The organism is Gulosibacter sediminis, assembly GCF_030011715.1.
Lineage (GTDB): Bacteria > Actinomycetota > Actinomycetes > Actinomycetales > Microbacteriaceae > Gulosibacter > Gulosibacter sediminis.
Window position 1 is genome coordinate 1 of record NZ_JASCYH010000018.1, and the last position, 26,242, is coordinate 26,242.

Here is a 26,242-nt window from a genome sequence, read left to right on the forward strand (position 1 = left end):
TTTCGGTGGTTTTAGCGAGATGGAAACGCCCGGTTACATTCCGAACCCGGAAGCTAAGCGTCTTTGCGCCGATGGTACTGCAAGGGGGACCTTGTGGGAGAGTAGGACACCGCCGAACTTAACTTAAGAGAAGGGGTTCCCCATTATGGGGAACCCCTTCTTGCTTTTTCCGGACGTTGTATCGAGCCCCGGCCGGAGCCGGAGCTCTGGGATTAGTGGCTCTTCGGACATTCGGTGGGGTCATGGGGTGAGTCCGCCGGCGGCGAGGAGCATTCGTAGGCGGTAGTTCTCGCGGTTGCGGAAGCCGCGAGCGAGGCGACGATGCAGCTCGATGATCCCGTTGATTGCTTCGGTGCCGCCGTTGTTTGCTCGGCTGGTGGTGAAGTAGGCGAGGAACGCTGAGCGCCAGCGTCGCAGGGTGCGGCCGAGGCGTGCGATCTCGGGGATCGGACAGGTGTGGAACGACTCGACGACCTTCTCGGCGATCTGTCGCCCCTCAGCGAGGTCCTTCTGGTGATAGGCCGAGCGAAGTTGCTGCGCGCACTGCCATGCGACGAACACCTCGTCGTGGGCCGGGTTCGCCTCGATGGCTGCGGTCAGGCGCGCCCACTGCTTGTCGGTGAGGTTCTCAGCCCCGGCGCGGAGGATGGTCTGGATCCCGTAGAGCGGATCACCTTTCCGACCGCGATGGCCGAGAGTGTCTTGCTGGACCCGACGGCGAACCTCGTCGACCGCGACGGTGCCGAGCTTGACGACATGGAACGCGTCCAGCACGGCGGTGGCATCTTGCAGTTGGTCGTCGATCGCGGTCTTGTAACCGGCGAACGGATCCAGCGCCGCGACCTTCACCTGCTCGCGGAATGCGTCGCCACGTGCGCTGAGCCAGGTCGCGTAGGCCTTCCCCGACCTGCCCGGCACGAGGTCCAACAGCCGGGCCCGCGTCTTCCCGGTGCTGTCGCGGGTGAGGTCGACCATCCCGGTCAGCTCTTTCGGACCGCGCTTGCGCGGGTCGACGTGATGCCAGATGTGCTCGTCAACGCCCAGCGTTGTCACGTTCTCGAACCGGGACTCATCGGCCGCGAGCTTCACAAGCTCCGGCTCGACGGCCCGCCACACCGTCTTCCACGACGTGCCCAGCTGGCGACGCAGTCCTTCGATCGTGGCGTGTTCGCGACGCAGCTGACCGACTGCCCAGACGACCGCGCGTCGGGTGAGTGCCCCACGCGGGGCGACAAGAGACGGCAGCTGTTCCACGAACGTCTGTCGTGCACAGCCCGACTCGTCGCACCGCCAGACTCGCTGCCGCCACACGATTCGCACCCGTGTCATGCCGGGCACGTCATGAAGCAGCCGGCGGCGACGTCCACGGCCGGTCGCGACGGTCCCGCACGACGGGCAACCGGCAGGCGCCGCAGGACTCGAGACCGTCACGATCAGTAGTCCGTTGCGGCGGTCCACGTGCTCGACATGGACGCCGTCGAGGCCGAGCAGGAGGTCGCAGCGGGAACACGGGTCAGTGGCAGAGCGCGCGTCAGCGCACCCCGAAGTAGGGTGAAGCACGTCGAGGTCCTCGTAATGGATCAGGTGGTTAGCGCTTCTGATCCTCGGGGACCTCGACCCCTAGCCGTCGAACCTCACCCGGCGAGCCCTACCCCCACCGAATGTCCGAAGAGCCGGATTAGTTGGGGAAGTCGACCGTCGTGTGTTCACGCGCGAACTCGAGCGTTTCGCGAAGCATGTGCAGGCGCTTTGCTTCGTCCTTTCGCGCCGAGCGGGTATTCACCTCGGCGACGACTTGGCCATCCCAGCCGCGTTCAGCGAGGTAGCGCAGCGTCTTTTCAACGGGCTGGCCGCCTTGACCGGGCATCCTGTGCTCGTCAAAGAGGCGCTTCTTGCCGTTTGGCGCTTCGCCATCGCAGAGGTGGACGTGGCGGAGGCGGTCGCCGGCCGCCTCCGCCATCTCGAACGAGTCGTCGCCAGAGAGCGCGGCGTGCGAGAAATCGAGGGTGATCGACTCGACGTTCATCTCGATCGGGTTGGTGCCGGGTAGATAGGCCTTCTGGCTACCGGCGACGTTCCACGGGAACATGTTCTCGACGGCCATGGCGATGCCGGAGTCGTGCTCGAGCTTCGTTACGAGCTCCTCGAAGCGAGTGGCGTATTGGCCCTGCCAGCGAAACGGCGGGTGCACGACCACCGTCGTCGCGCCGACCTCATGCGCGAGGTCAACGGTGCGCACCAGCTTTTCGTCGGGCTTGGTGCCCCACACGAACTGTGTATAGAACAGCACCGGCGCGTGAATCGACAGTACGGGCAGTTCGAAGCGATGCGACAGCGCACGCAGCATGTGCGGGTTGCGTGAGTCGTTTTCCGTCGACACCATCACCTCCATGCCGTCGTAGCCGGCGACCGCCGCAATCTGGAAGGACTGCGCCGTTGGTTTGGGGAAAGTGCACGAGGTGCTCATACCGATCTTGATCATCGCGGTCAGCGTAACCCCACACCCTTGCGAGCCGGTAGAATGGTTGAAGTTGTGGCTCGAATAGATGGGAGATGCGGATGGCTTTCCTGCTCGCGCTCTTCGCAGTAGCGAGCGTCGGCATGCCACTCCTCCGCAAACTCCCCGGCACCTCCCTCTTCTACGTCGGCGCAGCAGTGTCGGCGGTAGCTGCCATCTGGACCGCGAGCCACGCGCCGCAGGTCTTCGCCGGCGAAACCTGGCGCGTGTCGTACCAGTGGCTGCCGCAGCTCGGCATGAACTTCGACTTCCGCATTGACGCCCTGAGCTGGGTGCTCGCGATGATCGTGACTGCTATCGGCTCGCTCGTGCTGCTCTACTGCGCGAGTTACTTCACGAAGGATGAGCCCGGACTCGGCCGTTTCGCTGGCGTCTTGCTCGGCTTCGCGGGCGTCATGTTCGGTCTCGTCACGACCGACAATATTTACCTGATGTTCGTGTTCTGGGAGGCCACGAGCATCCTCTCGTACCTGCTCATCGGTCACTACACCGGTCGACGCCCGTCGCGGGGTGCCGGCGATGCAGGCGCTGCTCGTCACGACGCTGGGTGGGCTCGCAATGCTCGTCGGCCTGGTGATGTTGCACGTCGCGGCCGGCTCGGCGCTTTTCAGCCAGATCCTCACCGCGGACATCCCTCACAACGGCTTCCTCATCACGGCGCTCATCCTCGTGATCGTCGGCGCGCTGACCAAGTCGGCGCAGTTGCCGTTCCACTTCTGGCTTCCCGGCGCCATGGCTGCGCCGACCCCGGTCTCTGCCTACCTCCACGCCGCCTCGATGGTGAAGGCCGGCGTCTACCTCGTGTTGCGACTCGTGCCTTCCTTCAGCGATGTGCCTGGATTCTCCGAGACGCTCGTCATCATCGGTGTCTCTACGATGCTGGTCGGCGGGTGGCGTGCGCTACGGCAGTTCGACCTCAAGCTGATTCTCGCCTACGGCACGGTGTCGCAACTCGGCTTCATGATGACCATCGCTGGCTTCGGCGGGCGCGACGCAGTGCTCGCCGCCGTCGCCATGGTGATCGGCCACGCGCTGTTCAAAGCTGCGCTGTTCCTCATCGTCGGCATCATCGACCACCAACTGGGTACCCGTGACATTCGTAAGATTTCCGGTCTCGGGCGTAGCGCTCCGGTTCTTGCCGTCACCGCGATCATTGCGGCCGCATCGATGGCGGGCATCCCGCCGCTGTGGGGCTTCGTGGCGAAAGAGGCCGTGTTTTCGAGTTTCATCGAGGCTGCCTCGGCAGGCGATTCGTGGGGCTGGGTCGCGCTCATCGGCACCGCGATCGGTTCGATCCTCACCGTCGCGTACACCTGTCGCTTTCTGTACGGTGCCTTCGCGACGAAGCGCGGCGTCGACCCGGTGGTCAAGGCGACGAGCCACATCGAAGACCTGATCTCGCCGTTGATCCTCGTCGTCGCGACCGTCGTCATCCCGTTCTTTGCGACGCCGATCGATCACCTCATCGCGCAGTTCGCCGACACCGCGCCCGCCATCGAGTCCGGGGAGCCCTACCACCTCGCGATCTGGCACGGCCTCGAGCCGGCACTCTTGCTCTCGGCACTCACACTGCTGGGCGGTCTCGGGCTGTTCGCCGGGCGCCGCAAGGTCGAGCACGCTCAGTCGTTCATGCCCGCCGTCTTCGAGGCGGCTCGCGGCTACTGGCTGTCGCTGCGCATCGTTGACTCGGTCGCAGCCCGCGTCACCTCGAGCACCCAGCGCGGTTCGCTGCCCTTCTACCTCGCGATCATCTTCATCGTGCTCGCGGCCGCCATTGTCGTGCCGCTACCGTTCATCGACTACTCGCAGCTCGACCTCACCCTTGAGTTCTCGTGGTTGCAGCTCGCGATCGTGGCGGTGCTCGTGCTCGCATCCATTGCCGTGACGCAGACCAAGCGACGCTTCCACGGTGTGATCCTGGTTAGCGCGACGGGCTACGGCATTTCGATCATCTTTGCCCTGCACGGGGCTCCCGACCTCGCGATGACGCAGGCGCTCATTGAGACGCTCTCGCTCGTCGTGTTCGTGCTCGTGCTGCGTCGGCTGCCGGCGAAGCACGCGCACATCGATAACAACCTGCCGTCATGGCTGCGCTGGGTGATTGCGTTCGCCGTGGCGATTGCCATCGGCGTTATCACCGCCCTCGCGATGGGTTTCCGCATCGCACCGTCCGACGGCCTCAGCTTTGCCGAACTCGCGGTCGAGGGTGGGCACGGGTACAACGTCGTCAACGTCACCCTCGTCGACATTCGCGGCTGGGACACGATGGGCGAGCTGTCGGTGCTTATTGCCGCCGCGACCGGTGTCGCGAGCCTCGTCTACCTCAGCGCGCGTGGCTCGCAGCGACAGACGCCACCACCACCGCGACCCCCGTTGAAGAAGCGCACGGCCATGCTGCAGAAGTTCGGCGAGGACCGCCGCGCCTGGCTCATCGCCGGTAATTCGCTCGCCCCCGACAACCGTTCGATCGTGGTCGAGGTCGTCGTCCGGCTCATCTTCCACGGCCTGTTCATCATGTCGCTCTACTTGCTGTTTGCCGGGCACAACTCGACCGGCGGCGGTTTCGCCGGTGGCGTCGTCGCGGGCCTTGCGCTCGCCGCGCGCTACCTCGCGGGCGGCCGTGAGGAGCTTGACGCCGCCGTGCGGGTCGACGCCGGCCGCTTGCTCGGCATCGGTATGGTGCTGGCGGCCGGCTCGGCCCTCGCGCCGATGCTGTTTGGCCACCCGCCGCTGATGAGCTTCTGGATCGACAGCGACGTCGCGGGCATCGGTCAGATCGTCTTCGTTACCTCGACAATCTTCGACATCGGCGTCTACCTCATCGTGATCGCCCTGGTCATCGACATCCTGCGCTCGCTCGGCTCCGAGCTCGACATCCAGGCCGAGGAAGAGCAACTCGGCCAGCGCAACGTCGCCGCGACCGTCATCGACGACGCCGAGATTCGCGGCGCCACCCCGGTCGATGACGCGACTGCGGGCTCACGGCCGACGGCCCGCCGACACGACGGGGGTGCCCAGCGATGACTCTCAACGTCATGCTGCTCATCGGCATGGTCATCATGTACGCCTGTGGCGTCTACATGCTGCTCGAGCGCAGCTTTACCCGCATGATTCTCGCCGTGATGCTCGTGGGCAACGCGACGAACATCCTCATCTTCCTTACCTCGGGCAGCTTCGGCGACGCCCCGATCATGGGCGACGGCGCCAACCCGTCCACGTTTTCCGACCCGCTGCCGCAGGCGTTCATCCTCACCGCGATCGTCATCACGTTCGCGACGACGGCGTTCATGCTCGCGCTGCTGTACCGCTCATGGCGTCTCGCGCACGGCGACGAGGTCGACGACGATGACGACTCGATCTCGCTGCGGGACGTCGACCCCGAAGAGGACGACGAGGTCTTCGACGAAGACGAATCTGGCGACACCGAGTTCGGTGACGGCGCCGAAGCGGCCATCAAGGGCGCACGTACCAAGGAAGAACTCGACGCGAAGAACGGGGGGGATGTATGACATGGCTCGTTCCCCTCGTCGTGCTCGTGCCGCTCCTCGGCGCCGCGATCACGCTGACCGCCGCGCGTCGGCAGCGGCTGCAAATTGTGTTCGCGAGCATCACGATGGTCATCGCCCTCGCGATCTCGATCGCGCTGCTCATCGCGGTGCACCAGACCGACCAGGCGCTTGTGATCCAGGTCGGCGGATGGGCGGCGCCGTTCGGCATCTCGCTCGTCGTCGACCGCCTCTCGGCGCTCATGGTGCTCGTCACGAGCATCGTGCTCATCGCGGTGATGGCGTTCTCGATCGGCCAGGGCTCCACCGACGGCGACGGCGAGACGCCGGTGTCGATCTTCTATCCGACGTATCTCGTGCTTGCGGCCGGCGTCTACAACGCGTTCATCGCGGGTGACCTGTTCAACCTCTACGTCGGGTTCGAGATCCTGCTCGTCGCGAGCTTCGTGCTCATCACGCTCGGCGGCACGGCTTCGCGCATCCGGGCCGGCATCACCTACATCGTTGTGTCGCTCGTCTCATCGCTTATTTTCCTCGCGGCGATCGCGGCGATCTTCGCCGCCGTCGGCACCGTCAACTTCGCCGAGATCGCGGTGCGCATGGCCGAGCTGCCGCAAGAGGTGCAGCTGCCGCTGCACTTGCTGCTGCTCGTCGGCTTCGGTATTAAGGCCGCGCTCTTCCCGCTCTCGTTCTGGCTGCCCGACTCGTATCCCTCGGCGCCCGCGCCGGTCACGGCCGTGTTTGCCGGCTTGCTGACCAAGGTCGGTGTCTACGCAATCTTGCGCTCGGAGTCGCTGCTCTTCAGTAAAAATGACATCTCGGTGCTGCTCATCATCGTGGCGATGCTGACGATGGTGATCGGTATTCTCGGTGCGGTCGCCCAGGCGGGCATCCGCCGTATGCTCTCGTTCACGCTCGTGAGCCACATCGGCTACATGATCTTCGGTATCGCGCTCGGCACCCAGACGGGCTGGGCCGCGACGGTCTACTACATCGCGCACCACATTCTCGTGCAGACCGCGCTGTTCCTCGTGACCGGTCTGATCGAGCGCATCGCGGGCACCGCGACGCTGACGCACCTCGGCGGCATGCTCGTGCGCTCGCCGTTCGTGGCCGTGCTGTTCTTCATCCCGATGCTCAACCTCGGGGGCATCCCACCCTTCTCGGGCTTCATCGGCAAGCTCGGCCTGTTCATCGCGGGTGCCGAGGGCACCGCGCTGTCGGTGCCGCAGTGGCTGGTCTGGGTGGGCATCGGCATCGGTGCGCTCACGAGCCTGCTCACGCTCTACGCCCTCATCCGCGTCTGGAGCCTCGGCTTCTGGCGCTCGCAGGAGGAGGTGACCGGCTTCGAGTCGCCGCTCACCTCGCACCTCGAAGAGACGCTCGACGGCGAGGTCGTCGTCGAGCGCAAGGCGAACTCGATGGTCATGAATATCGCCACCGCGGCCATGGTGCTCGTCACCGTCTGCATGACGATTTTCGCCGGCCAGATCTACGAGTTTGCGAGCGCGGCCGCGGCCAACCTCACGATCCCCGAGCACTACATCGATATCGTGGCCGGAACAGAAGGGACGAAGCCCTAATGTCTGCCGATCCACACATTCGTGCCGAGCGCCTCCAGCGCCCGGGCGTGGCCGTCATGACGCAGTTGCCGCTGCTCATCGGGCTCGTCGTGCTCTGGGTCGTGCTGTGGGGTCACCTCGACGTCATCAGCGCCGTCACGGGCATCATCTTCTCGCTGCTCGTCGTGCGCATGTTCTCGCTACCGCCGGTGTTGCTGTCGGGGCGCATCCACGTCTGGTACACCATCGTGCTGCTCGCGAAGTTCTTCTGGTGGCTCATCGGCTCGACGTTCCAGATGGCCTGGCTCGCGATGCGGCCCAAGGCGGTGCCGCAAGCGTCGATACTCGCAGTGCGGATGCGCGTGCACTCCGACTGGTTGCTCACGCTCACCGCCGAGATCAACATGCTCGTGCCGGGCTCAGTCGTCGTCGAGGTCGACCGGCTGCGCAGCATCCTCTACCTGCACGTGCTCGATGCCGACACCGACGAGAAGATTCAGCGGGCCCGCCTCGCCGCCGAGCAGATCGAGGACGCCATCGTGGTCGCGCTCGGCAACCACGAGGACATCGCGCTCATCAACGACGACCGGCGCCTGCACGATCGACCCCTGCTCTTCGCCTCGCGGGAGCAGCAGAGCTACGAGGTACTGCGCGAGGCCGATCGCAAGGCCCGCCAAGCCGAATGGGAGGCGGAACTCTGATGGAACCGCTATTCACCGTGCTGATCTGGCTCATCGGGGCGTTCTTCGCCTCGGCGGCCCTGATGTCGCTCATCCGCATCATCCGCGGGCCGAGTGTCGTCGACCGCATGGTCGGCTCCGACACGCTCGCGACCGTGCTCATCTGCGTGCTCTCGGCCGACATGGCCCTGCGCGGCCACACCACGACCCTGCCGCTCGTGCTCGGCCTCGCGATGACCGCGTCGATCGGCACCATGGCGGTAGCCCGCTTTGTCTCGCGCGGCCGCTCGGACAACTCGATCAACTCGAGCACATCCGACCAGGCGCTCCCTGAGCACGACGACGTCGAGCGGCACCGCGACGCCGACGGCTCGATCGGGCATGAGGACGCGGCGCGGCACGAGCTCGCCCACGATGTGGTAGCCCGGGAGGTGCGGAGTGAGCGGTAACACCTGGCTCGATCTCGCCACGATCATCTTCGTGCTCGCGGGTGCGTTCCTGTCGTTCACCGCGGGCCTTGGCCTGCTGAGGTTCCCCGATATGATCGCGCGCCTGCACGCGCAGTCGAAGCCCCAGGCGGCCGGGTTGCTGTTCATCCTCGTCGGCGTCGCGCTGCAGCAGACCGACGCGTGGACGATCGCGTTCCTCGTGCCGATTGTCATATTCCAGTTCCTCACCACCCCCGCCGCGGGTATGGTGCTCGCGCGCGGCGGCTACCGATCCCGTCACTTTGAGCACGTCGAGCTGCGCATCGACGAACTCGAGGACGAGGTCAAGCGCGCCCAGCGTGCTGAGGAAGAAGAAGCGGCTCGCGAGCGGGTCAGGATCGCCGATGACGCCGCCGATGCGCCCGAGCCTGAGTCGCGAAATCCGAACGCACCCAAGCTATAGACTTGGCTCATGACCGAGCAAGCTTCTGCATCCACCAACGGCGTTGACATCAAGCCGAAGTCCCGCGTCATTACCGACGGCATCGAGGCCACCGCGTCGCGCGGCATGCTTCGCGCGGTCGGGATGGGCGATGACGACTGGGCGAAACCCCAGATCGGTATTGCGAGCTCGTGGAACGAAATCACCCCCTGCAACTTGAGCCTTGACCGCCTCGCGCAGGGCTGCAAGGAGGGCGTGCACGCCGGCGGCGGCTACCCGCTGCAGTTCGGCACCGTCTCGGTCTCCGACGGCATCTCGATGGGCCACGAGGGTATGCACTTCTCGCTCGTGTCGCGCGAGGTCATCGCCGACTCGGTCGAGACCGTGATGGAGGCCGAGCGCCTCGACGGCTCGGTGCTGCTGGCCGGTTGCGACAAGTCACTGCCCGGCATGCTCATGGCGGCCGCGCGCCTCAAGCTCGCGAGCGTGTTCCTCTACGCCGGGTCGATCTACCCCGGCAAGGTGCGCCTCACCGACGGCACTCTGAAGGAGAACGTCACGGTCATCGACGCCTTCGAAGCCGTCGGCGCCTGCAAGGCGGGCCTCATGAGCGAGGAAGACCGCAAGCGCATCGAAGAGGCTATCTGCCCTGGCGAGGGCGCCTGCGGCGGCTTCTACACCGCGAACACCATGGCCTCGGTCGCCGAGGCCCTCGGCATGTCGATCCCGGGGTCGGCCGCGCCCGCATCGGCCGACCGTCGCCGCGACTACTACGCCCACAAGTCGGGCGAGGCGGTCGTGAACATGCTGCGCCTCGGCATCACCACCGAACACATCCTCACGAAGAAGGCATTCGAGAACGCGATCGCCGTCGTCATGTGCATGGGCGGCTCGACGAACGCCGTGCTGCACCTGCTCGCCATCGCGCACGAGGCCGAGGTTGAGCTCACCCTCGACGACTTCAACCGCATCGCCGACAAGGTGCCGCACCTCGCCGACATGAAGCCCTTCGGTCAGTACGTCATGAATGACGTCGACCTCGTCGGCGGCATCCCCGTCGTCATGAAGGCGCTGCTCGACGCGGGCATGATCCACGGCGACGCGCTCACCTGCACCGGCAAGACCGTGGCCGAGAACCTTGCCGAGCTCTCGCCCGAGCCGCTCGACGGCGAGGTCATCCACACCCTCGACAACCCGATCCACGAGAAGGGCGGCATCTCGGTGCTGCACGGCACGCTCGCCCCCGAGGGCGCCGTCGTGAAATCGGCCGGATTCGACCTCGACGTGTTCGAAGGCCCGGCGCGCGTGTTCGAGCGCGAGCGTGAGGCTATGGATGCGCTGACCCGGGGCGAGATCCACCACGGCGACGTCGTGGTGATCCGCTACGAAGGTCCGAAGGGTGGCCCTGGCATGCGCGAGATGCTCGCGATCACCGGTGCGATCAAGGGAGCCGGTCTCGGCAAGGATGTACTATTGCTCACTGACGGTCGATTCTCAGGCGGCACAACTGGCCTGTGCATCGGCCACGTCGCGCCAGAGGCAGTAGATGCAGGACCCATCGCCTTTGTACGCGACGGTGATCTCATTCGGGTTGACATCGCCGCTCGGACTATGGACCTACTCGTCGACGAGTCCGAGCTCTCCTCCCGCCGTGAAGGCTGGGAACCGCTGCCTCCGCGCTATACGCGCGGTGTGCTCGCGAAGTTCGCCAAGCTTGTGCACTCCGCCTCAGAGGGTGCCGTCACGGGTTAACTCCCTTCTCACTGGAGATATCGACGCATATGACAACTCAAGTTGCACCGGAGCGGATGACGGGTGCCGCTGCCGTGGTGCGCACACTCGAACTGCTGGGCGTGACCGACGTGTTCGGTCTGCCTGGCGGCGCGATTCTGCCTGCCTACGACGCAATCCTCGACGCGAAGACGCTGAACCACATCCTCGTACGCCACGAACAGGGCGCCGGCCACGCGGCCGAGGGGTATGCCGCCGCGAGCGGGAAGGTCGGGGTGTGCATCGCCACCTCCGGCCCCGGCGCCACCAACCTCGTTACCGCGATCGCCGACGCCTACATGGACTCGGTGCCGATGCTCGCGATCACCGGCCAGGTGTTCTCGACGCTCATGGGCACCGACGCGTTCCAGGAAGCCGACATCGTCGGCATCACGATGCCCGTCACGAAGCACTCGTTCCTCGTGAAGCGTGCCGAGGACGTGCCCGGCGCGATCGCGAGCGCGTACCACCTCGCTTCGACCGGTCGACCGGGCCCCGTGCTCGTGGACATCACCAAGGACGCCCAGCAGAACGAGTTCGACTTCAGCTGGCCCGTCAAGATTGACCTGCCCGGCTACCGCCCCATCACGAAGGCGCACGGCAAGCAGATCATCGCGGCGCGCGAGGCGCTGCGCGAGGCGCGCAAGCCCGTGATTTACGCGGGCGGCGGCGTCGGCCGAGCCGGCGCATCCACCGAACTCAAGGAACTCGCGGAGCTCACCGGTGCGCCGGTCGTCACGACGCTCATGGCGCGCGGCGTGTTCCCCGACGACCACGAGCAGATGCTCGGCATGCCCGGCATGCACGGCACTGTGCCCGCGGTGCTTGCGCTACAGGAGGCCGACCTGCTGTTCACGGTCGGCGCCCGCTTTGACGACCGCGTGACCGGCAAGTCCGAACTGTTCTCGCCGAACTCGAAGGTCGTGCACATCGACATCGACCCGGCCGAGATCTCGAAGATCCGCACCGCCGACGTGCCGATCGTGGGTGACGCCAAGGAGGTGCTCGCCGACGTGATCCGCGCCGTGCGCGAGGACTCGGGCGAAAAGCCCGACCTCGGCGAGTGGTGGGAGTTCCTCAACGGGCTCCGCAACGAGTTCCCGCGCGGCTTTGCCCCGTCGACCGACGGCCTGCTCGCGCCGCAGCACATCATCGAGCGCATCAGCGACCTCACCGGCCCCGAGGCGGTTTACGCGACCGGCGTCGGCCAGCACCAGATGTGGGCGGCGCAGTTCCTCAGCCTGCAGCGGCCCAACTCGTTCCTCAACTCCGGTGGCGCCGGCACCATGGGCTACGCGGTTCCCGCGGCCATGGGCGCCAAGGTCGGCGAGCCCGACCGCGTGGTGTGGGCGATTGACGGTGACGGCTGCTTCCAGATGACGAACCAGGAAATTGCGACCTGCGTCATCAACAACATCCCGATCAAGATCGCGGTGATTAACAACTCGTCGCTCGGCATGGTGCGTCAGTGGCAGACCCTCTTCTACGACGGTCGCTACTCGCACACCGACCTCAACACGGGGCACGCCTCGGTGCGGGTGCCCGACTTCATGAAGCTCGCGGACGCCTACGGCGCCCTCGGCATTCGCGTTGAAAAAGAAGACGAGATCGACGACGCGATCAAGCTCGCGCTCGAGACGAACGACCGCCCGGTCGTCATCGACTTCGTCGTGTCGGCCGAGGCCATGGTGTGGCCGATGGTGCCGCAAGGCGTCTCGAACAGCTTCATTCGCTACGCGCGCGAAGCCAGCCCGGCCTACGAGGGGGAGTAACTCAGATGTCGAAGCACATTCTTTCGCTGCTCGTCGAAGACAAGCCCGGCCTTCTCACCCGCGTTGCGGGCCTGTTCGCACGCCGCGGCTTCAACATTGACTCACTCGCGGTCGGCGCCTCGGAGGTCGAAGGCCTCTCGCGCATGACCGTGGTCGTGAACGTCGAAGATTTCCCGCTCGAACAGGTGACGAAACAGCTCAACAAGCTGGTCAACGTCATCAAGATCGTTGAGCTCGACCCAGCCAGTGCGGTCGAGCGGGAGCACATCCTCGTCAAGGTGCGCGTGGACAAGCAGACGCGCTCCGAAGTTATCGAGGCCGTGAACCTGTTCCGGGCGCGTGTTGTGGACGTCGCCCCCGACTCGCTCGTCATCGAAACCACGGGCGACTCGGGCAAGGTTCAGGCGCTGCTGCGCATGCTGGAACCGTACGGCATCCGCGAGCTCGTGCAGTCCGGCCTAATCGCGGTTGGCCGCGGCCCCAAGTCCATCTCTGAGCGCGTGCTGCGCTAACCACAAACATCACATCCAGAACAGAATTCAAGGAGAACCGATCACACATGGCTGAGATCTTCTACGACAACGACGCAGACCTGTCGATCATCCAAGGCAAGAAGGTAGCCGTCGTCGGCTATGGCTCGCAGGGTCACGCGCACGCACAGAACCTGCGTGACTCGGGCGTCGAGGTCGCAATCGCGCTCCGCGAGGGCTCGAAGTCGGCCGCGAAGGCAGAAGAGGCTGGCTTCCAGGTGTTCACGAACGCCGAGGCCACCAAGTGGGCTGACCTCATCATGATCCTCGCGCCCGACCAGAGCCAGCGCTCGCTCTACGCCGAGGAGATCGAGCCGAACCTCACCGACGGCAAGACACTCGCCTTCGCGCACGGCTTCAACATCCGCTTCGGCTACATCACCCCGCCGGCCGGCGTTGACGTGATCCTCGTCGCCCCGAAGGCGCCGGGCCACACCGTGCGTCGCGAGTACGAGGCCGGCCGCGGCATCCCCGACATCATCGCCGTCGAGAACGACGCGTCGGGCTCGGCCTGGGAGACCGCGAAGTCGTACGCGAAGGCGATCGGTGGCACCCGAGCCGGCGTCATCAAGACGACCTTCACCGAAGAGACCGAGACCGACCTGTTCGGCGAGCAGGCCGTGCTTTGCGGTGGCATGAGCCACCTCGTGCAGGCCGGCTTCGAGGTGCTCACCGAGGCGGGCTACCAGCCGCAAATCGCGTACTTCGAGGTGCTGCACGAGCTCAAGCTCATCGTCGACCTCATGTGGGAGGGTGGCATCACCAAGCAGCGCTGGAGCATCTCAGACACCGCCGAGTACGGCGACTACGTTTCGGGCCCCCGCGTTATCGACGCGAACGTGAAGCAGAACATGCAGGGAGTGCTCGCGGACATCCAGTCGGGCGCCTTCGCGAAGCGCTTCATCGAGGACCAGGACGCTGGCGCGCCCGAGTTCAAGAAGCTCCGCGAGCAGGAGCAGGGCCACCCGATCGAGAAGACCGGTCAGGAACTGCGCAAGCTCTTCTCGTGGTCGCAGCAGGACACCGACTACACCGACGGTCAGGCCGCACGCTAGTCGCGAACACCACCCTTTTGAGGCAAGGCGCCACCCGCTCGCGGGTGGCGCCTTGCCTAGTATTGGAGGAGTGAAGAGTCTCGCGAAGCTGGTTACGTACACGAAGGAACTGAACCCCTACTACCTCGCGATCATCGTGCTGACGCTCGTCTCGGCGGCCGGCGCACTCGTCACCCCGTTCATCATCGGTGCGGCGACCGACGAGATCGTCGCGATCGTCGGCGGCGATCGCACGTTCGAGGCCGCGATCGCGGGCGTCGTGTGGCTCGCGGTCGCGTTTCTTGCGATTGAACTCGTGGTCACCGGCGCCGACGCCGCGGGCGGATACTTCGGCGACGTCATGAGCGCGAAGATGCGCTCGCTGCTGTCGACGCGCTATTACAACCAGCTGCTGCAATTGCCGCAGCGCTACTTCGACGACGAGCTCACGGGCACGATCGTCTCGCGCCTCGACCGCACGATCACCGAGGTGACGCGGTTCATGCAGTCGTTCGCGAACAGCATGTTCTCGATGCTGATCACGACGGTCGCGGTGCTCATCATCACCGCGTTCTACTCGTGGCCGATCGCGCTGCTGCTGTTCCTGCTGTTCCCGATCTACATGTGGCTCACCGCGCTCACGTCGAAGCGCTGGCAGCGCATCGAGCACGAAAAGAACGCCCACGTCGACACCGCGCGCGGTCGCTTCAGCGAGGTCGTGGGACAACTGCCCGCCGTGCGCTCGTTCGCGCAGGAACGCCGCGAGTGGAAGCTGTTCGTTGAGGAGTTCACGGCCACCGTGCGGCTCACCGGCTCGCAGTCGCGCCTCTGGCACGGCATGGATGCCCTGCGCCGCCTCGCCCTCAACCTCGCGTTCTTCGGCATCTACCTCATCCTGTTCATCCAGACCGCGCAGGGGCGCTTCAGCCTCGGCGACATGGTGCTGCTGATTCAGCTCGTGAGCATGGCTCGGGCGCCCGTGTCGATGATGTCCTGGATGATCGACGCTGCCCAGCATGCGGTGGCCGGCTCGCGCGACTACTTCACGGTGATGGAGCTGGCGCCGGATGAGCGCGAGGGCCTCGAGCTGCGCGACCCGGCGGCAACTGCCGAGAGCCGCGAACGGCAGGCGATGGCCCTGCCGGTGCGCTTCGACGACGTCCGCTTCGCCTACGACGAGGAGACGCCGGTGTTGTCGGGCATCTCGTTCGACGTGCGCCGCGGCGAACGAATCGCCTTCGTGAGTGGCTCGGGCGGCGGCAAGAGCACGATCGTCAGCCTGCTGCTCGGCTTCTACCGCGTGAACTCGGGCAGCATCGAGCTGTTCGGGGAGGACATCGCGCACCTGAAGATGCGCTCGCTGCGCGACCAGATCGGCGTCGTGTTTCAGGAGCCTTCGCTGTTCAGCGGCACGATCCGCGAGAACATCTCGTATGGCCGCCCCGAGGCTAGCGAGGCCGAGATCGTCGACGCGGCCCGCCGGGCAAATGCCTGGGACTTCATCTCGGGGTTCCCGAAGGGCCTCGACGCTGTCATCGGCGAGCGCGGCCTCAAGCTGTCCGGCGGGCAGAAGCAGCGCATCGCCGTCGCCCGCGCGATGCTCAAGGACGCACCGGTGCTCATCCTCGACGAGGCGACGAGCGCGCTCGACACGAAGAGTGAGCGCGCGGTGCAGACGGGCTTGGATGCGCTCATGGCGGGCGACCGCACGAGCCTCATCATTGCCCACCGCCTCTCGACCATCCGCGACGTCGACCGCATCATCACGCTGCGCGACGGTCGCATCGACGAAATCGGCTCGCCTGCCGAGCTTGCCGCATCCGGAGGCATCTATGCCGAGCTGCTCGCGCTGCAGCTCGAGGGCACCTCCGCGAGCCGCGAGCGGCTGCGGGAGGACTACGGCATCGACGAATAGCGGCGGTAAGCTGGCAGGACGTGAGTGAAAGGACACACCGGGTGGCACAGCAGCTAGATCTTGGGATCATTCAGGGCGACGGAATCGGCCCCGAGGTCATTACGGAGGCGCGGAAGGTGCTGCGCGGGGCGCTGCCCGAAGGGGTGGAGCTCACCGAGACGGACTACCCGCACGGCGCATCCCACTACCTTGCGACCGGCGAGGTGCTCAGCGACGAGGCGCTCGACAAGCTCAAGCGCCACGACGCCCTGCTGCTCGGCGCCGTCGGAGGCGACCCGAACGACCCGAAGCTCGCGGGCGGCATCCTCGAGCGCGGCCTGCTGCTCAAGCTCCGCTTCGCGTTTGACCACTACATCAACCTGCGCCCGTCGAGGCTCTGGCCGAGCGCCCGGAGCCCGCTCGCGACGCCCGGCGACATCGACTTCGTCGTCGTGCGCGAGGGCACCGAGGGCCTCTACACGGGTAATGGCGGCACGATGCGCACCGGCACCCCGCACGAGGTCGCGACCGAGACGTCGGTGAATACCGCGTACGGCGTCGAGCGCACCGTGCGCTACGCGTTCGAGCTCGCGAAGACGCGCCGCAACAAGCTCACGCTTGTGCACAAGAAGAACGTGCTCATCAACGCCGGTCTGCTCTGGAACCGCACCGTGAACGCGGTCGCCGCCGAGTACCCCGAGGTCGCTGTCGACTACCTGCACATCGACGCGGCTACAATTTTCATGGTCACTGATCCCGCTCGCTTCGACGTGATCGTGACCGACAACCTCTTTGGTGACATCATCACCGACCTTGCTGGCGCCGTTACCGGTGGTATCGGCCTGGCAGCCTCGGGCAACATCAACCCCGAGGGTGCGTTCCCGAGCATGTTCGAACCCGTTCATGGCTCGGCACCAGACATTGCAGGCACCGGTAAGGCGGACCCAACCGCAGCCATCCTCTCGGTTGCCCTGCTGCTGCGCCACTTCGGCCACGCCGAGGCAGCCGACCGTGTCGAGGCAGCCTGTGAGGCCGACCTCGTCGCCCGTGACGGCGCGCCTCGCAGCACGAGTGAGATCGGCGACGCCATCGTCGCGCAGCTCAACAACTAAGTTTTTTTGAGAGGACTCCCATGTCGACCACGACCGAACTCGAATTCCGGATCGAGCGCAACAGCAGCGCGAATTCGGATGCCGAGGTCGCCGAAATCCTGCAGAGCCCGGGATTCGGGCACTACTTCACCGACCACATGGTGGTCATCGACTGGACCAAGGACGGCGGCTGGCAGGATGCCCGTGTCGTGCCCTACGGCCCCCTCATGCTCAACCCCGCCAGCGCGGTGCTCCACTACGCGCAGGAGATCTTTGAGGGAATGAAGGCCTACCGTCACGCCGACGGCACGGTGCACACCTTCCGTCCCGACCGCAACGCGGCCCGCTTCGCAGGCTCGGCCCGTCGCCTCGCGCTGCCGGAACTGTCCGAGGAACTGTTCATCGAGTCGCTGCGCCAACTCGTCGAGATTGACCAGCGCTGGGTGCCCGAGTATGGCAAGGACCAGTCGCTCTACCTGCGCCCCTTCATGATCGCGAACGAGGATTTCCTCGGTGTGCGGGCCGCGGAGTCGGTCTCGTACTACGTCATCGCGTCGCCCGCGGGCTCGTACTTCCAAGACCCAACTCAGCCGGTCAGCATCTGGCTCGAGCGCGAGCTGTCGCGTGCGGGCAAGGGCGGCACGGGTGCGGCGAAGTGTGGCGGCAACTATGCCGCGAGCCTGCTGCCGCAGCAGACCGCGTATGCGAACGGTTGCGAGCAGGTACTGTTCCTCGACGCGTTTGAGCAGAAGTACCTCGAGGAGCTCGGTGGTATGAACATCGTGCTCGCGTTCAAGGACGGCACCGTCGCGACCCCAGAGTCGGACTCGATTCTCGCGAGCGTCACGAACGAGGCGATCCTTGAGCTCGTCGCTGAAGCCGGCCACAAGGTCGAGCGCCGCCGCATCACGCTCGACGAGTGGCGCGAGGGCGCCGCGGCGGGCGAGATCACCGAGGCGTTTGCCGTCGGCACCGCCGCCGTGATCGCGCCGATCGGCACGCTCAAGGCAACCGACTTCGTCATCGAGAACCCGCCGGTCACCCTCGACTCGCTCTCCATGCGCATCCGTGCGCAGCTCACCGGCATTCAAAACGGTGAGGTGCCCGACGCCCACGGCTGGCTGCACCAGCTCGTCTAGCGACGGGCGCTCCGGCGCAGCAAGCGGGTCGCGGTGCGTGCGAGTGAGAACTGCACGACGTCGGCCGTGACCCGCGGGTCGAGCCCCGAGACCTTCACGATCTGCTCGATGCGATAGCGCACCGTGTTGCGGTGCGTGCCGAGCGCGTCAGCCACCTCGGCGACGCTGCCCGAATGGGCGAGCCAGGCGTCGAGGGTGTCGACGAGCGCCGTGCCGTGCTCGGCGTCGCTGCGCTCGAGCGGCCCGAGCACCTGCTGCGCGAGTTGCGCCAGCGGCGCCTCGTCAGCGCTGAGGATGAGCGAGGCGAGCGAGAGTCGCTCGGCGTGGCCGATCTCTTCGCCATCGCCGAGCGACGCGAGGGCATCACGGGCCTCGTACCAACTCCAGCGCAGCGCCGGGCTGACGGGGTAGGCGCCGCCGACCCCGAGATGCACCGAGATACCGGCGGCGCGAGCCGTCACGAGCAGCACCTCGGCCGCGATGTGCGGGTCGACAACGCGCTCGTCGAGCACCACAACGAGCGCGTCATCGATGATCGCCGTCGCCGTCGCCTGCAGCGAGACGGGGATGCGCATGCCGCCGAGTTCGCCGCGCGAGCCGCGCTGCTGCTCGGCCACGACCATCCGGTAGCTGCGGTCGAGGCGCAGCCCGAGCTGCTCGAGGCGGGATGCGGTGGCCGCGTCATCGAAGCGGTCGTCGCCGAGTTCGGCGAGCACCTGCCCCGCCTGCTCGCGTGCCGCACGGACGCGCCGGGCCGCCTGCGCGAGGTAGAGCCCGACGAGCGAGCGGGCGCCGTTGACGAGGTCGTCGTCGCGTGGTCGCGTCGCGTGCAGCGTCGCCTGGCCCGAGCTGCCGAGGGCGATTGGCAGCGCATCCCAGCCGCTCGCCGCCGGGTCGTCGACCTCGAGCGTGCCCGACACGACCTCACCGTTGAGCGACACCGCGAAGTGGGCGCCGGTCTCTTTCTCGAGCCGCTCGAGCATGGCGTCGAGCCCGCCGTCGCTGAGCAGTAGCTCGACGAGGCGGTGGCGCTGCCGGTAGCGCGACTCGAGCTTCGCGACGCGCTCGCTCTCGTTGAGCTCGGCGACGCGGCGGATCACCTCTGAGAACGCGACCTCGAAGGGCACCTCGAACACCGGCAGGCCCGCGCGCCTCGCGGACGCGAGCAGCGCATCCGGCAGTTCGTCATGGCTAATGCCGACACCGAAACCGATGCCCGCCGAGCCGGCCTTCGCGGCCGTCGAGACGAACTGCTCAAAATTGCCAGGAGTGCGCAACCGCACCCCGGTGGTAAGAACCAGCTCGCCACCCGCGAGGTAGGGGGAGGGGTCGATGAGTTCGGTAACGACGGCCCAGTCGACGGGGCGGCGCAGCTGCGCGTCGTCGCCGAGGCGGGGCCGAAGCCCGAGCTCGGGGGTGCGCAGCAGACCGGCAATTGTCGTGACCATGGACCGAGCCTATTGCTCGTGCGCATGCACAACAAGCGAAATGAGTGTGGTGCAAGGCCACATCAAATCGCCGGGGCCATCAGCGTACGCTGACCTCAGTGGCGAAGAATTGCGTCCGTCAGCAACGAAAGGAAGGCAGAGCAATGGAGTTCCGTCTCGAACAGCAGCGAAAGATTGTCACCGAGATCCCCGGCCCCAAGTCGCAGGAGCTCGCGAAGGAGCGCGCCAAGTACGTCAGCGCGTCGATTGGCTCGGCTCTGCCCAGCTACATCGAGGACGCCGACGGTGTCGTACTTCGCGACGTCGACGGCAACCAGTTCATCGACTTCGGCTCGGGCATCGGTGTGACCACGGTCGGTAACGCGAACCCCAAGGTCGTCAAGGCCGTGCAGGAGGCCGCCGCGAACGCGCTGCACCTGCAGATCAACACTGCGCCCTACGGCAACTACATCGAGCTCTGCAAGCGCCTCACCGAACTCACCCCCGGCAGCTTCGACAAGAAGGCCGCCCTGTTTAACTCGGGCGCCGAGGCGCTCGAGAACGCGGTGAAGATCGCACGCAAGTACACCGGTCGCAACGCCGTCGTCGTGTTCGACCACGCCTTCCACGGCCGCACGAACCTCACCATGGCGATGACCGCGAAGAACATGCCGTATAAGGACGGCTTCGGCCCGTTCGCGAACGAGATCTACCGCGTACCGCTGAGCTACCCCTTCCGCGACCCCGAGGGCATGACCGGTGAAGAGGCTGCGGCCCGCACCATCACCGCCATCGAGAAGCAGGTCGGCGCGAACAACGTCGCTGCGATCGTCATCGAGCCGCTCGTCGGCGAAGGTGGCTTCCTCGTGCCCGCTGACGGCTTCCTCGAGTCGCTCGTGAAGTTCGCGAACGACAACGGCATCGTCTTCGTCGCCGACGAGGTGCAGGCCGGCATGGCCCGCACCGGCAAGTGGTTCTGCTCGGAGTGGAGCGGCATCGAGCCTGACCTCATCACCACCGCGAAGGGCCTCGCTGGCGGCATGCCGCTCTCGGCCGTCGTCGGTCGCGCCGAGATCATGGATGCCCCGCAGCCCGGCGGCATCGGTGGCACCTACTCGGGCAACCCGGTGGCGAACGCTTCGGCACTCGCAACCCTCGACGCCTACGAAGAGCAGGGCCTGCTCGACGCCGCGCTGAAGATCGGCGAGGTGGCGAAGGAGATCCTCGAGCCGCTCGTTGACGAGGTCGGCATCGTCGGTGAGGTGCGCGGTCGCGGTGCGATGCTCGCGATCGAGTTCGTCAAGGATGGCTCGAAGGAGCCGAACGCTGAGGTCGTTGGCAAGATCGTCAAGTCCGCCCTCGAGCAGGGTGCGCTGTTCCTCACCTGCGGTACCTTCGGCAACGTGATCCGCCTGCTGCCCCCGCTCGTGATGCCCGAGGACACTCTCCGCGACGGCCTGAACGTGCTGGCAGAGGCTATCCGCGCGAACGCGTAACTACGTAGTGGTCGTATGACCAGCTGACGATGGCCTCGAAGCCGATATCGAACAGCTCGTCATTGACATCGTGTTGGCTGCGCGTCGGCTGCGCCTCAACCGCCTTCGAGAAGGTTGGGGCGTAGCCGGCGAGTTCGCCGACGTTGTAAATGTCTTCCGGCGCGTGTTCGTTGATCGCGTTGCCATAAATGAACGACTCGAGCGCCGTGATGAGTGGCACGACCGAGTCGAGCGGCCAGCCGGCCGCCACGAGCACCTTCGTCACCTGCTCGTACATCGCCACGGTCTGAGGCGACTCGATCACTTCGGTGGTCGCGATGGCCGTGATGAGCTCGGAGTGGTTCGCCATGGTGTCGCGATAGCTGCGGGCCCACACCTTGAGCGCCTCGCGCCATGGTTGCGTCTCGAAGGCCAATGTGTCGACCTCGCCCATGATCGCGTCTTCGATCCAACGAAGGATCTCGAGCTTCGAATCTGCATGGTTGTACACGGCCGACGGGGTGACGTTGAGCTGCGAGGCAAGCTGCGTCATCGTGAACGACTGCACGCCGTTCGTTGCAATGATCTTGCGGGCTGCCTCGGTGATGACCTCGCGGCCGAGGATGCGCGTGCGCGGCCGCCCTGCCGGGCGTCGATTGCCAACCATTTCGACCTCCTTGGTGAATGTCTCCAGCGTAATCAATAAATGATCGTCATTCGTCAGCGATGCCATTCGGGGTAGCATTGTCGGCGCGCAGAGTTGCGTGCGCGACACAGAGGAGTGGCAACGAATGGCCGAAACGCAGGTATCCCGTGATCGATTTGTCGTTGGGTATATTGCGGATGCGCGCGGCTACGACGCCCTCGAGTTCGCGAGCTTCATGGCCGAGGGTATCGACGCCGAGGTGCGCATCGTCATGGTGCTGCCTGAGCCGAACGCCTTTGGTACTGCGAGCGTCGGTACCCCAGTTCCGAGCGACCACATCTACTCGCATCAGCTGCGTGACTGGGCCGACGATGCGCTGCGGCGCGTGCCCGAGGGCATCCACGCGCAGGTCGACTTTCGCTTCAACGATTCGGCCGCGCATGGGTTGCTGGATGCTGCGGCCGAGCTCGACGCGAAAATGATCGTCATCGGCGCGCAGGCCGGGCCGCTGCTCGGCAAATTCACGCTCGGTTCGGTCGCGAACGCGTTGCTGCACGCATCCCCGGTGCCGGTCGGTCTCGCACCGCGCAGGTTCACGAATCCAGGCGGCGGCGTGCAGCGGGTCACCGGCATCTATGGCACGCGCTCGGGCAGCGAAGTGGTGATCGGCCGCTCGGTCGTGCGTGCCGTACGACGCGACGTGCCGCTGCGGCTCGTGTCACTCGTGCAGATCGACCAAATCGCCCCGCGCGACGTGCGCGAGATCACCGATGAGGCCCGTCGTTTCGGCGGCGAGCAGCTCGAAGCGGTAGCTTCGGGGCTGCTCGATTCGGGGCGCGCGACGATCGAGATCGCCGAGGGGCATCGCCTCGAGGATGCCCTCGCAAAGATCGAGTGGCGCCCGGGCGACGTGGCCTATTTGGGCTCGAGCCGGCTCGGCCGCGGGCTCAGCGTGTTCCTCGGCTCGCGCGCCCGACGCATCCTCGATGCGCTCGAGGTGCCGGTCGTCGTGCTGCCGAGCGAATACCTCGACTGAGCCTGAGGCGTACGGTCGGTGCGCATCCTTATGTCCTGAACTAAATCGATTAATGGAGCGGAATGACGAAGCAGATCGACGGCCCCATCACCACCGCGATTAAGGGCCCGAGCTCGAAGGGCCTCAGCGTCGGCAAAGTCGGCGTGATTGGCGGCGCCGTCATCGGCGTCTCGACCATTGCGCCCGCGTACACCCTCACCTCGGGGCTCGGGCCGACCGTGTCGGAGGTCGGACTGCAGACGCCTGCGATCTTGCTCATCGGTTTCATCCCGATGCTGCTCGTGCTCTTTGGGTACCGAGAGCTCAACATGGCACTGCCCGACTCGGGCACTTCGTTCACCTGGGCGACGCGCGCGTTTGGCCCGATCATCGGGTGGATGACCGGCTGGGGCCTCGTGTCGGCGACGATTCTCGTGCTCTCGAACCTCGCGGCGGTCGCGACCGACTTCTTCTTTATTCTGCTCGCGCAGATCACCGGTAACTCCGCGATCGCGGACGTTCCGGGCGACAACCTGTTCCTCAACATCGTCGTCACGACGATCTTTGTCGCGGTCGCGGCGTGGATCGGGTATCGCGGCGTCGAGACGACCGAGCGCGTGCAGTGGGGCCTCGTCGTGTTTCAGCTCATCGCGCTCGTCTGGTACTCGGTCGCCGCGATCTCGTCGGCGCTCGGCGGCGACGCCTTCGACGCGACGCCGGTCGACGTGAGCTGGTTCAACCCGTTCGAGGTCGGCGACCTCTCGGTGGTCATCGCCGGCGTCTCGCTCTCGATCTTCATGTTCTGGGGGTGGGACACCGTCATCACGATGAACGAGGAGACGAAGGACCCGAAGCGCACGCCCGGCCGTGCCGCCACCGTCACGATTATCACCATCGTCGTGCTCTACCTGCTCGTCACGGTCGCGACCCTGATGTGGGCTGGTGTCGGCGATGAGGGGCTCGGTGCCGGCAACCCCAAGAACCAGGAGTCGATCTTCGCGGTGCTCGCGCCCGAGGTGATGGGGCCATATGCGATTCTCATGTCGATCGCGATTCTCACCTCGTCGCTCGCCTCGCTCCAGTCGACGATGGTCTCGCCGGCACGCACGATGCTCGCGATGGGCTTCTACGAGGCGATGCCGAAGTCGTTCGCGAGGATCTCGCCGCGCTTCAAATCGCCTGGGGTTGCGACATTCGTCGCGGCCACGGCATCCATCGTCTTCTATGTGGTCATGCGGCTGCTCAGCGAGAACGCGCTGTGGGACACGATCACCGCGCTCGGCATGATGGTCTGCTTCTACTACGGTGCCACCGGGCTCGCGGCGGTCTGGTACTTCCGCCGCAGCTGGTTCACGAGCCTCCGCAACTTCTTCATGCGCTTCCTCTTGCCGCTCGCCGGCGGCGCGACACTCGTGTGGATGTTCGTGCAGACCTGCATCGACTCGATCGACCCCGGGTATGGCTCGGGTTCGTCGATCAGCGGGGTCGGCCTCGTGTTCGTGCTTGGCATCGGCGTGCTGCTGCTCGGCGTGGTGCTCATGATCGTGATGCGCGTCGTGAACCCGCGGTATTTCCGCGGCGAAACCCTCGAGGTATCGGAGTACGAGCGCGACAAGGTCGAGGGTGTCGAGTTGTTGCCCGAGTAGGGCGCGTTAGGCTGGCGCGGTGAAGATCGCACGTTTCGATTACCAGAACCAGCTCGCCTACGGCATTCTCGACGAAGAGACCAACGAACTCGTCAAGCTCTTCGGCGACCCGCTCTATACCGGCTTCGAGACGACCGACGAGCGCATCCCGCTCGACGAGGCGCGCCTGCTCGCCCCGGTCATCCCGCGCTCGAAGGTCGTTGCGTTTGGCCGTAACTATGCCGCCCACGCCGCCGAGATGGGCAACGAGGTACCGGGCGAACCGCTCATGTTCCTCAAGCCGAACACGTCGATCGTCGGCCCCGGGCATCCGATCATCCTGCCGAAGCAGTCCGAAGAGGTGCACTACGAGGCCGAGCTCGCCGTCGTGATCGGCCAGGTGGCGCGCAACGTGCCCGCGAGCGACGCGGCGCAGGTCATCTTCGGCTACACCGTCGGCAACGACGTCACCGCTCGCGACCTGCAGCGCAAGGACGGCCAGTGGTCGCGCGCGAAGGGCTTTGACTCGTTCTGCCCGCTCGGCCCCTACATCGAGACCGAGTTCGACCCGACCGAGGGCGCGATCGGCAGCCAGGTCAATGGCGAGACCCGCCAGGTCGGCAACCTCAACCAGATGGAGCGCTCGATCGGCACGCTCATCGAGTACGCGTCGAGCATCTTCACCCTGCTGCCCGGCGACGTGCTGCTCACCGGCACCCCCGAGGGCGTCGGCCAGATTGTCGAGGGTGACGAGGTCACCTGCGCCATCGAGGGCATCGGCGCGCTTATGAACCCGGTGACTGCTGCTTAAGTAGCAACGCCTTGATTTCTGCGAGCTCGTGGCGCATTGCCGCGAGCTCGCGGTCGTGTGGGAGGGCTTGGCGTTCGTCTCTGGGCGCCGTCTCGTGCAGATTCGACATCGTGTCGACGATGACCGCGATGAAGAGATTGAGCATGACGAACGCCGACACGAGGATGAACGGGATGAAGAAGAGCCACGCGCTCGGATGCGCATCCATCACGGGCACGACGACCCCGAGCGCCCAACTGTCGAGCGTCATCACCTGAAAGAGCGTGAGCAGCGACGTCGGGATCGAGCCGAACATCTCGGGGTGTGAGTCGCCGAACAGCACGGTCGCCATCACGGCGCCGACGTAGAAGATGATTGCCATGAGCGCGGCGATCGCGCCGATTCCCGGGATGGCCTGGATGATCGCCTCGGCGATGCGGCGCAGCTGGGGGAGTCGGTTGACGAGCCGCAGCACCCGCAGGACGCGCAGGGCGCGGAGCACCGCGAGCGGCCCCGATGAGGGGATGAGCGCGATCGCGACGACGAGGAAGTCGAACACGTTCCAGCCATCGCGCCAGAATGCGCGCCCGAGCGAGAACATCTTCGCCGCGAGCTCGATGATGAAGATCACGAGCGCGCCGATGTCGAGTACGTGTAGGAGCCCGCCCGCTCGTGCCATCACCGCATCTGAGGTCTCGAGACCGAGCGTGACCGCGTTAACGATGATCACGACGATGATGAAGTTCTGCACCCCCGGGTGCAGCACGAACTCGCCGATGCGACGTCGGAGGCCCGTCGCGTGAGGATTGGGCTGCCAGGGCTCAGGCGGGGAGGCGGTACGCATTCGCTAAGCCTAAAAAGCGTGCGGGCGCATCGACATCGCCCCGTCGGCGTACTT

22 protein-coding genes and 1 rRNA gene are annotated in these 26,242 nt (G+C 65.8%); 18 read left to right on the forward strand and 5 right to left on the reverse strand.

Annotation, left to right across the window (positions count from 1 at the left end; all coding sequences use genetic code 11):
• Nucleotide 1: 1 nt before the first annotated feature.
• Nucleotides 2-118, forward strand: a 5S ribosomal RNA gene (gene rrf, locus QM019_RS07465).
• A 122-nt stretch (nt 119-240) separates the two neighbouring features.
• Here the strand turns inward: rrf and QM019_RS07470 are convergent.
• Entirely contained in the window at nt 241-1,560 is a 1,320-nt protein-coding gene (locus QM019_RS07470; protein ID WP_428831961.1) for an ISL3 family transposase, read from the reverse strand.
• Nucleotides 1,561-1,678: 118 nt separating this feature from the next.
• A complete protein-coding gene (locus QM019_RS07475; protein WP_282852469.1) occupies nt 1,679-2,482 on the reverse strand; it encodes a sugar phosphate isomerase/epimerase family protein in 804 nt (267 codons plus the stop codon).
• 555 nt (nt 2,483-3,037) lie between these two features.
• Here QM019_RS07475 and QM019_RS07480 point away from each other — a divergent pair.
• The 13 genes from QM019_RS07480 (at nt 3,038) to QM019_RS07540 (ending at nt 18,366) form a co-directional block, all read left to right on the forward strand.
• Nucleotides 3,038-5,542, forward strand: coding sequence for a Na+/H+ antiporter subunit A (locus QM019_RS07480; protein WP_345961021.1), 2,505 nt, complete (start codon nt 3,038-3,040; stop codon nt 5,540-5,542).
• Nucleotides 5,539-6,027 carry a Na(+)/H(+) antiporter subunit C gene (locus tag QM019_RS07485; RefSeq protein ID WP_193128342.1) on the forward strand — a complete coding sequence of 163 codons (489 nt, stop codon included), beginning with the start codon at nt 5,539-5,541 and terminating at the stop codon, nt 6,025-6,027. Before QM019_RS07480 ends, QM019_RS07485 begins: the two co-directional genes overlap by 4 nt.
• Complete coding sequence (locus QM019_RS07490) at nt 6,024-7,607, forward strand: Na+/H+ antiporter subunit D (protein ID WP_282852470.1); 1,584 nt, start codon at nt 6,024-6,026, stop codon at nt 7,605-7,607. Before QM019_RS07485 ends, QM019_RS07490 begins: the two co-directional genes overlap by 4 nt.
• Nucleotides 7,607-8,287: a Na+/H+ antiporter subunit E gene (locus QM019_RS07495; RefSeq protein ID WP_282852471.1), complete on the forward strand. Its 681-nt coding sequence runs from the start codon at nt 7,607-7,609 to the stop codon at nt 8,285-8,287. Before QM019_RS07490 ends, QM019_RS07495 begins: the two co-directional genes overlap by 1 nt.
• Nucleotides 8,287-8,715 carry an MrpF/PhaF family protein gene (locus QM019_RS07500; protein WP_282826383.1) on the forward strand — a complete coding sequence of 143 codons (429 nt, stop codon included), beginning with the start codon at nt 8,287-8,289 and terminating at the stop codon, nt 8,713-8,715. The genes QM019_RS07495 and QM019_RS07500 overlap by 1 nt, the downstream gene beginning before the upstream one ends.
• Complete coding sequence (gene mnhG / locus QM019_RS07505) at nt 8,705-9,157, forward strand: monovalent cation/H(+) antiporter subunit G (RefSeq protein WP_125107790.1); 453 nt, start codon at nt 8,705-8,707, stop codon at nt 9,155-9,157. The genes QM019_RS07500 and mnhG overlap by 11 nt, the downstream gene beginning before the upstream one ends.
• 9 nt (nt 9,158-9,166) lie before the next feature.
• A complete protein-coding gene (gene ilvD / locus QM019_RS07510) occupies nt 9,167-10,888 on the forward strand; it encodes a dihydroxy-acid dehydratase (protein WP_125107791.1) in 1,722 nt (573 codons plus the stop codon).
• 29 nt (nt 10,889-10,917) lie between these two features.
• Complete coding sequence (locus QM019_RS07515) at nt 10,918-12,678, forward strand: acetolactate synthase large subunit (RefSeq protein WP_282826399.1); 1,761 nt, start codon at nt 10,918-10,920, stop codon at nt 12,676-12,678.
• 5 nt (nt 12,679-12,683) lie between these two features.
• Entirely contained in the window at nt 12,684-13,190 is a 507-nt protein-coding gene (gene ilvN / locus QM019_RS07520) for an acetolactate synthase small subunit (RefSeq protein ID WP_125107793.1), read from the forward strand.
• 47 nt (nt 13,191-13,237) lie between these two features.
• Entirely contained in the window at nt 13,238-14,263 is a 1,026-nt protein-coding gene (ilvC, locus tag QM019_RS07525; protein ID WP_125107794.1) for a ketol-acid reductoisomerase, read from the forward strand.
• Nucleotides 14,264-14,333: 70 nt separating this feature from the next.
• A complete protein-coding gene (locus tag QM019_RS07530) occupies nt 14,334-16,157 on the forward strand; it encodes an ABC transporter ATP-binding protein (protein WP_282852472.1) in 1,824 nt (607 codons plus the stop codon).
• A gap of 41 nt (nt 16,158-16,198) precedes the next feature.
• Entirely contained in the window at nt 16,199-17,248 is a 1,050-nt protein-coding gene (locus QM019_RS07535; RefSeq protein ID WP_282826405.1) for a 3-isopropylmalate dehydrogenase, read from the forward strand.
• 20 nt (nt 17,249-17,268) lie between these two features.
• On the forward strand, nt 17,269-18,366 hold the full coding sequence (locus QM019_RS07540; protein ID WP_282852473.1) for a branched-chain amino acid aminotransferase: 1,098 nt from the start codon (nt 17,269-17,271) through the stop codon (nt 18,364-18,366).
• Here the strand turns inward: QM019_RS07540 and QM019_RS07545 are convergent.
• A complete protein-coding gene (locus tag QM019_RS07545; RefSeq protein ID WP_282852474.1) occupies nt 18,363-19,814 on the reverse strand; it encodes a PucR family transcriptional regulator in 1,452 nt (483 codons plus the stop codon). The genes QM019_RS07540 and QM019_RS07545 overlap by 4 nt on opposite strands.
• Nucleotides 19,815-19,957: 143 nt before the next feature.
• On the opposite strand from QM019_RS07545, the gene gabT reads away from it, so the two are divergent.
• The gene (gabT, locus tag QM019_RS07550; protein ID WP_282852475.1) at nt 19,958-21,289 is read left to right on the forward strand and encodes a 4-aminobutyrate--2-oxoglutarate transaminase; all 1,332 of its coding nucleotides are present in this window, start codon (nt 19,958-19,960) and stop codon (nt 21,287-21,289) included.
• On the opposite strand, the gene QM019_RS07555 is transcribed toward gabT, so the two are convergent.
• On the reverse strand, nt 21,270-21,935 hold the full coding sequence (locus tag QM019_RS07555; RefSeq protein WP_282852476.1) for a TetR/AcrR family transcriptional regulator: 666 nt from the start codon (nt 21,933-21,935) through the stop codon (nt 21,270-21,272). The two genes, gabT and QM019_RS07555, sit on opposite strands and share 20 nt — an antisense overlap.
• 124 nt (nt 21,936-22,059) lie before the next feature.
• Between QM019_RS07555 and QM019_RS07560 the strand changes: the two genes are divergently transcribed.
• The 3 genes from QM019_RS07560 (at nt 22,060) to QM019_RS07570 (ending at nt 25,365) form a co-directional block, all read left to right on the forward strand.
• A complete protein-coding gene (locus tag QM019_RS07560; protein ID WP_282852477.1) occupies nt 22,060-22,950 on the forward strand; it encodes a universal stress protein in 891 nt (296 codons plus the stop codon).
• Between the two features lie 62 nt (nt 22,951-23,012).
• On the forward strand, nt 23,013-24,575 hold the full coding sequence (locus QM019_RS07565; RefSeq protein WP_282852478.1) for an APC family permease: 1,563 nt from the start codon (nt 23,013-23,015) through the stop codon (nt 24,573-24,575).
• A gap of 19 nt (nt 24,576-24,594) precedes the next feature.
• A complete protein-coding gene (locus QM019_RS07570; RefSeq protein WP_282852479.1) occupies nt 24,595-25,365 on the forward strand; it encodes a fumarylacetoacetate hydrolase family protein in 771 nt (256 codons plus the stop codon).
• On the opposite strand, the gene QM019_RS07575 is transcribed toward QM019_RS07570, so the two are convergent.
• Nucleotides 25,340-26,188: an ion transporter gene (locus QM019_RS07575; protein ID WP_282852481.1), complete on the reverse strand. Its 849-nt coding sequence runs from the start codon at nt 26,186-26,188 to the stop codon at nt 25,340-25,342. The genes QM019_RS07570 and QM019_RS07575 overlap by 26 nt on opposite strands.
• Nucleotides 26,189-26,242: the final 54 nt, after the last annotated feature.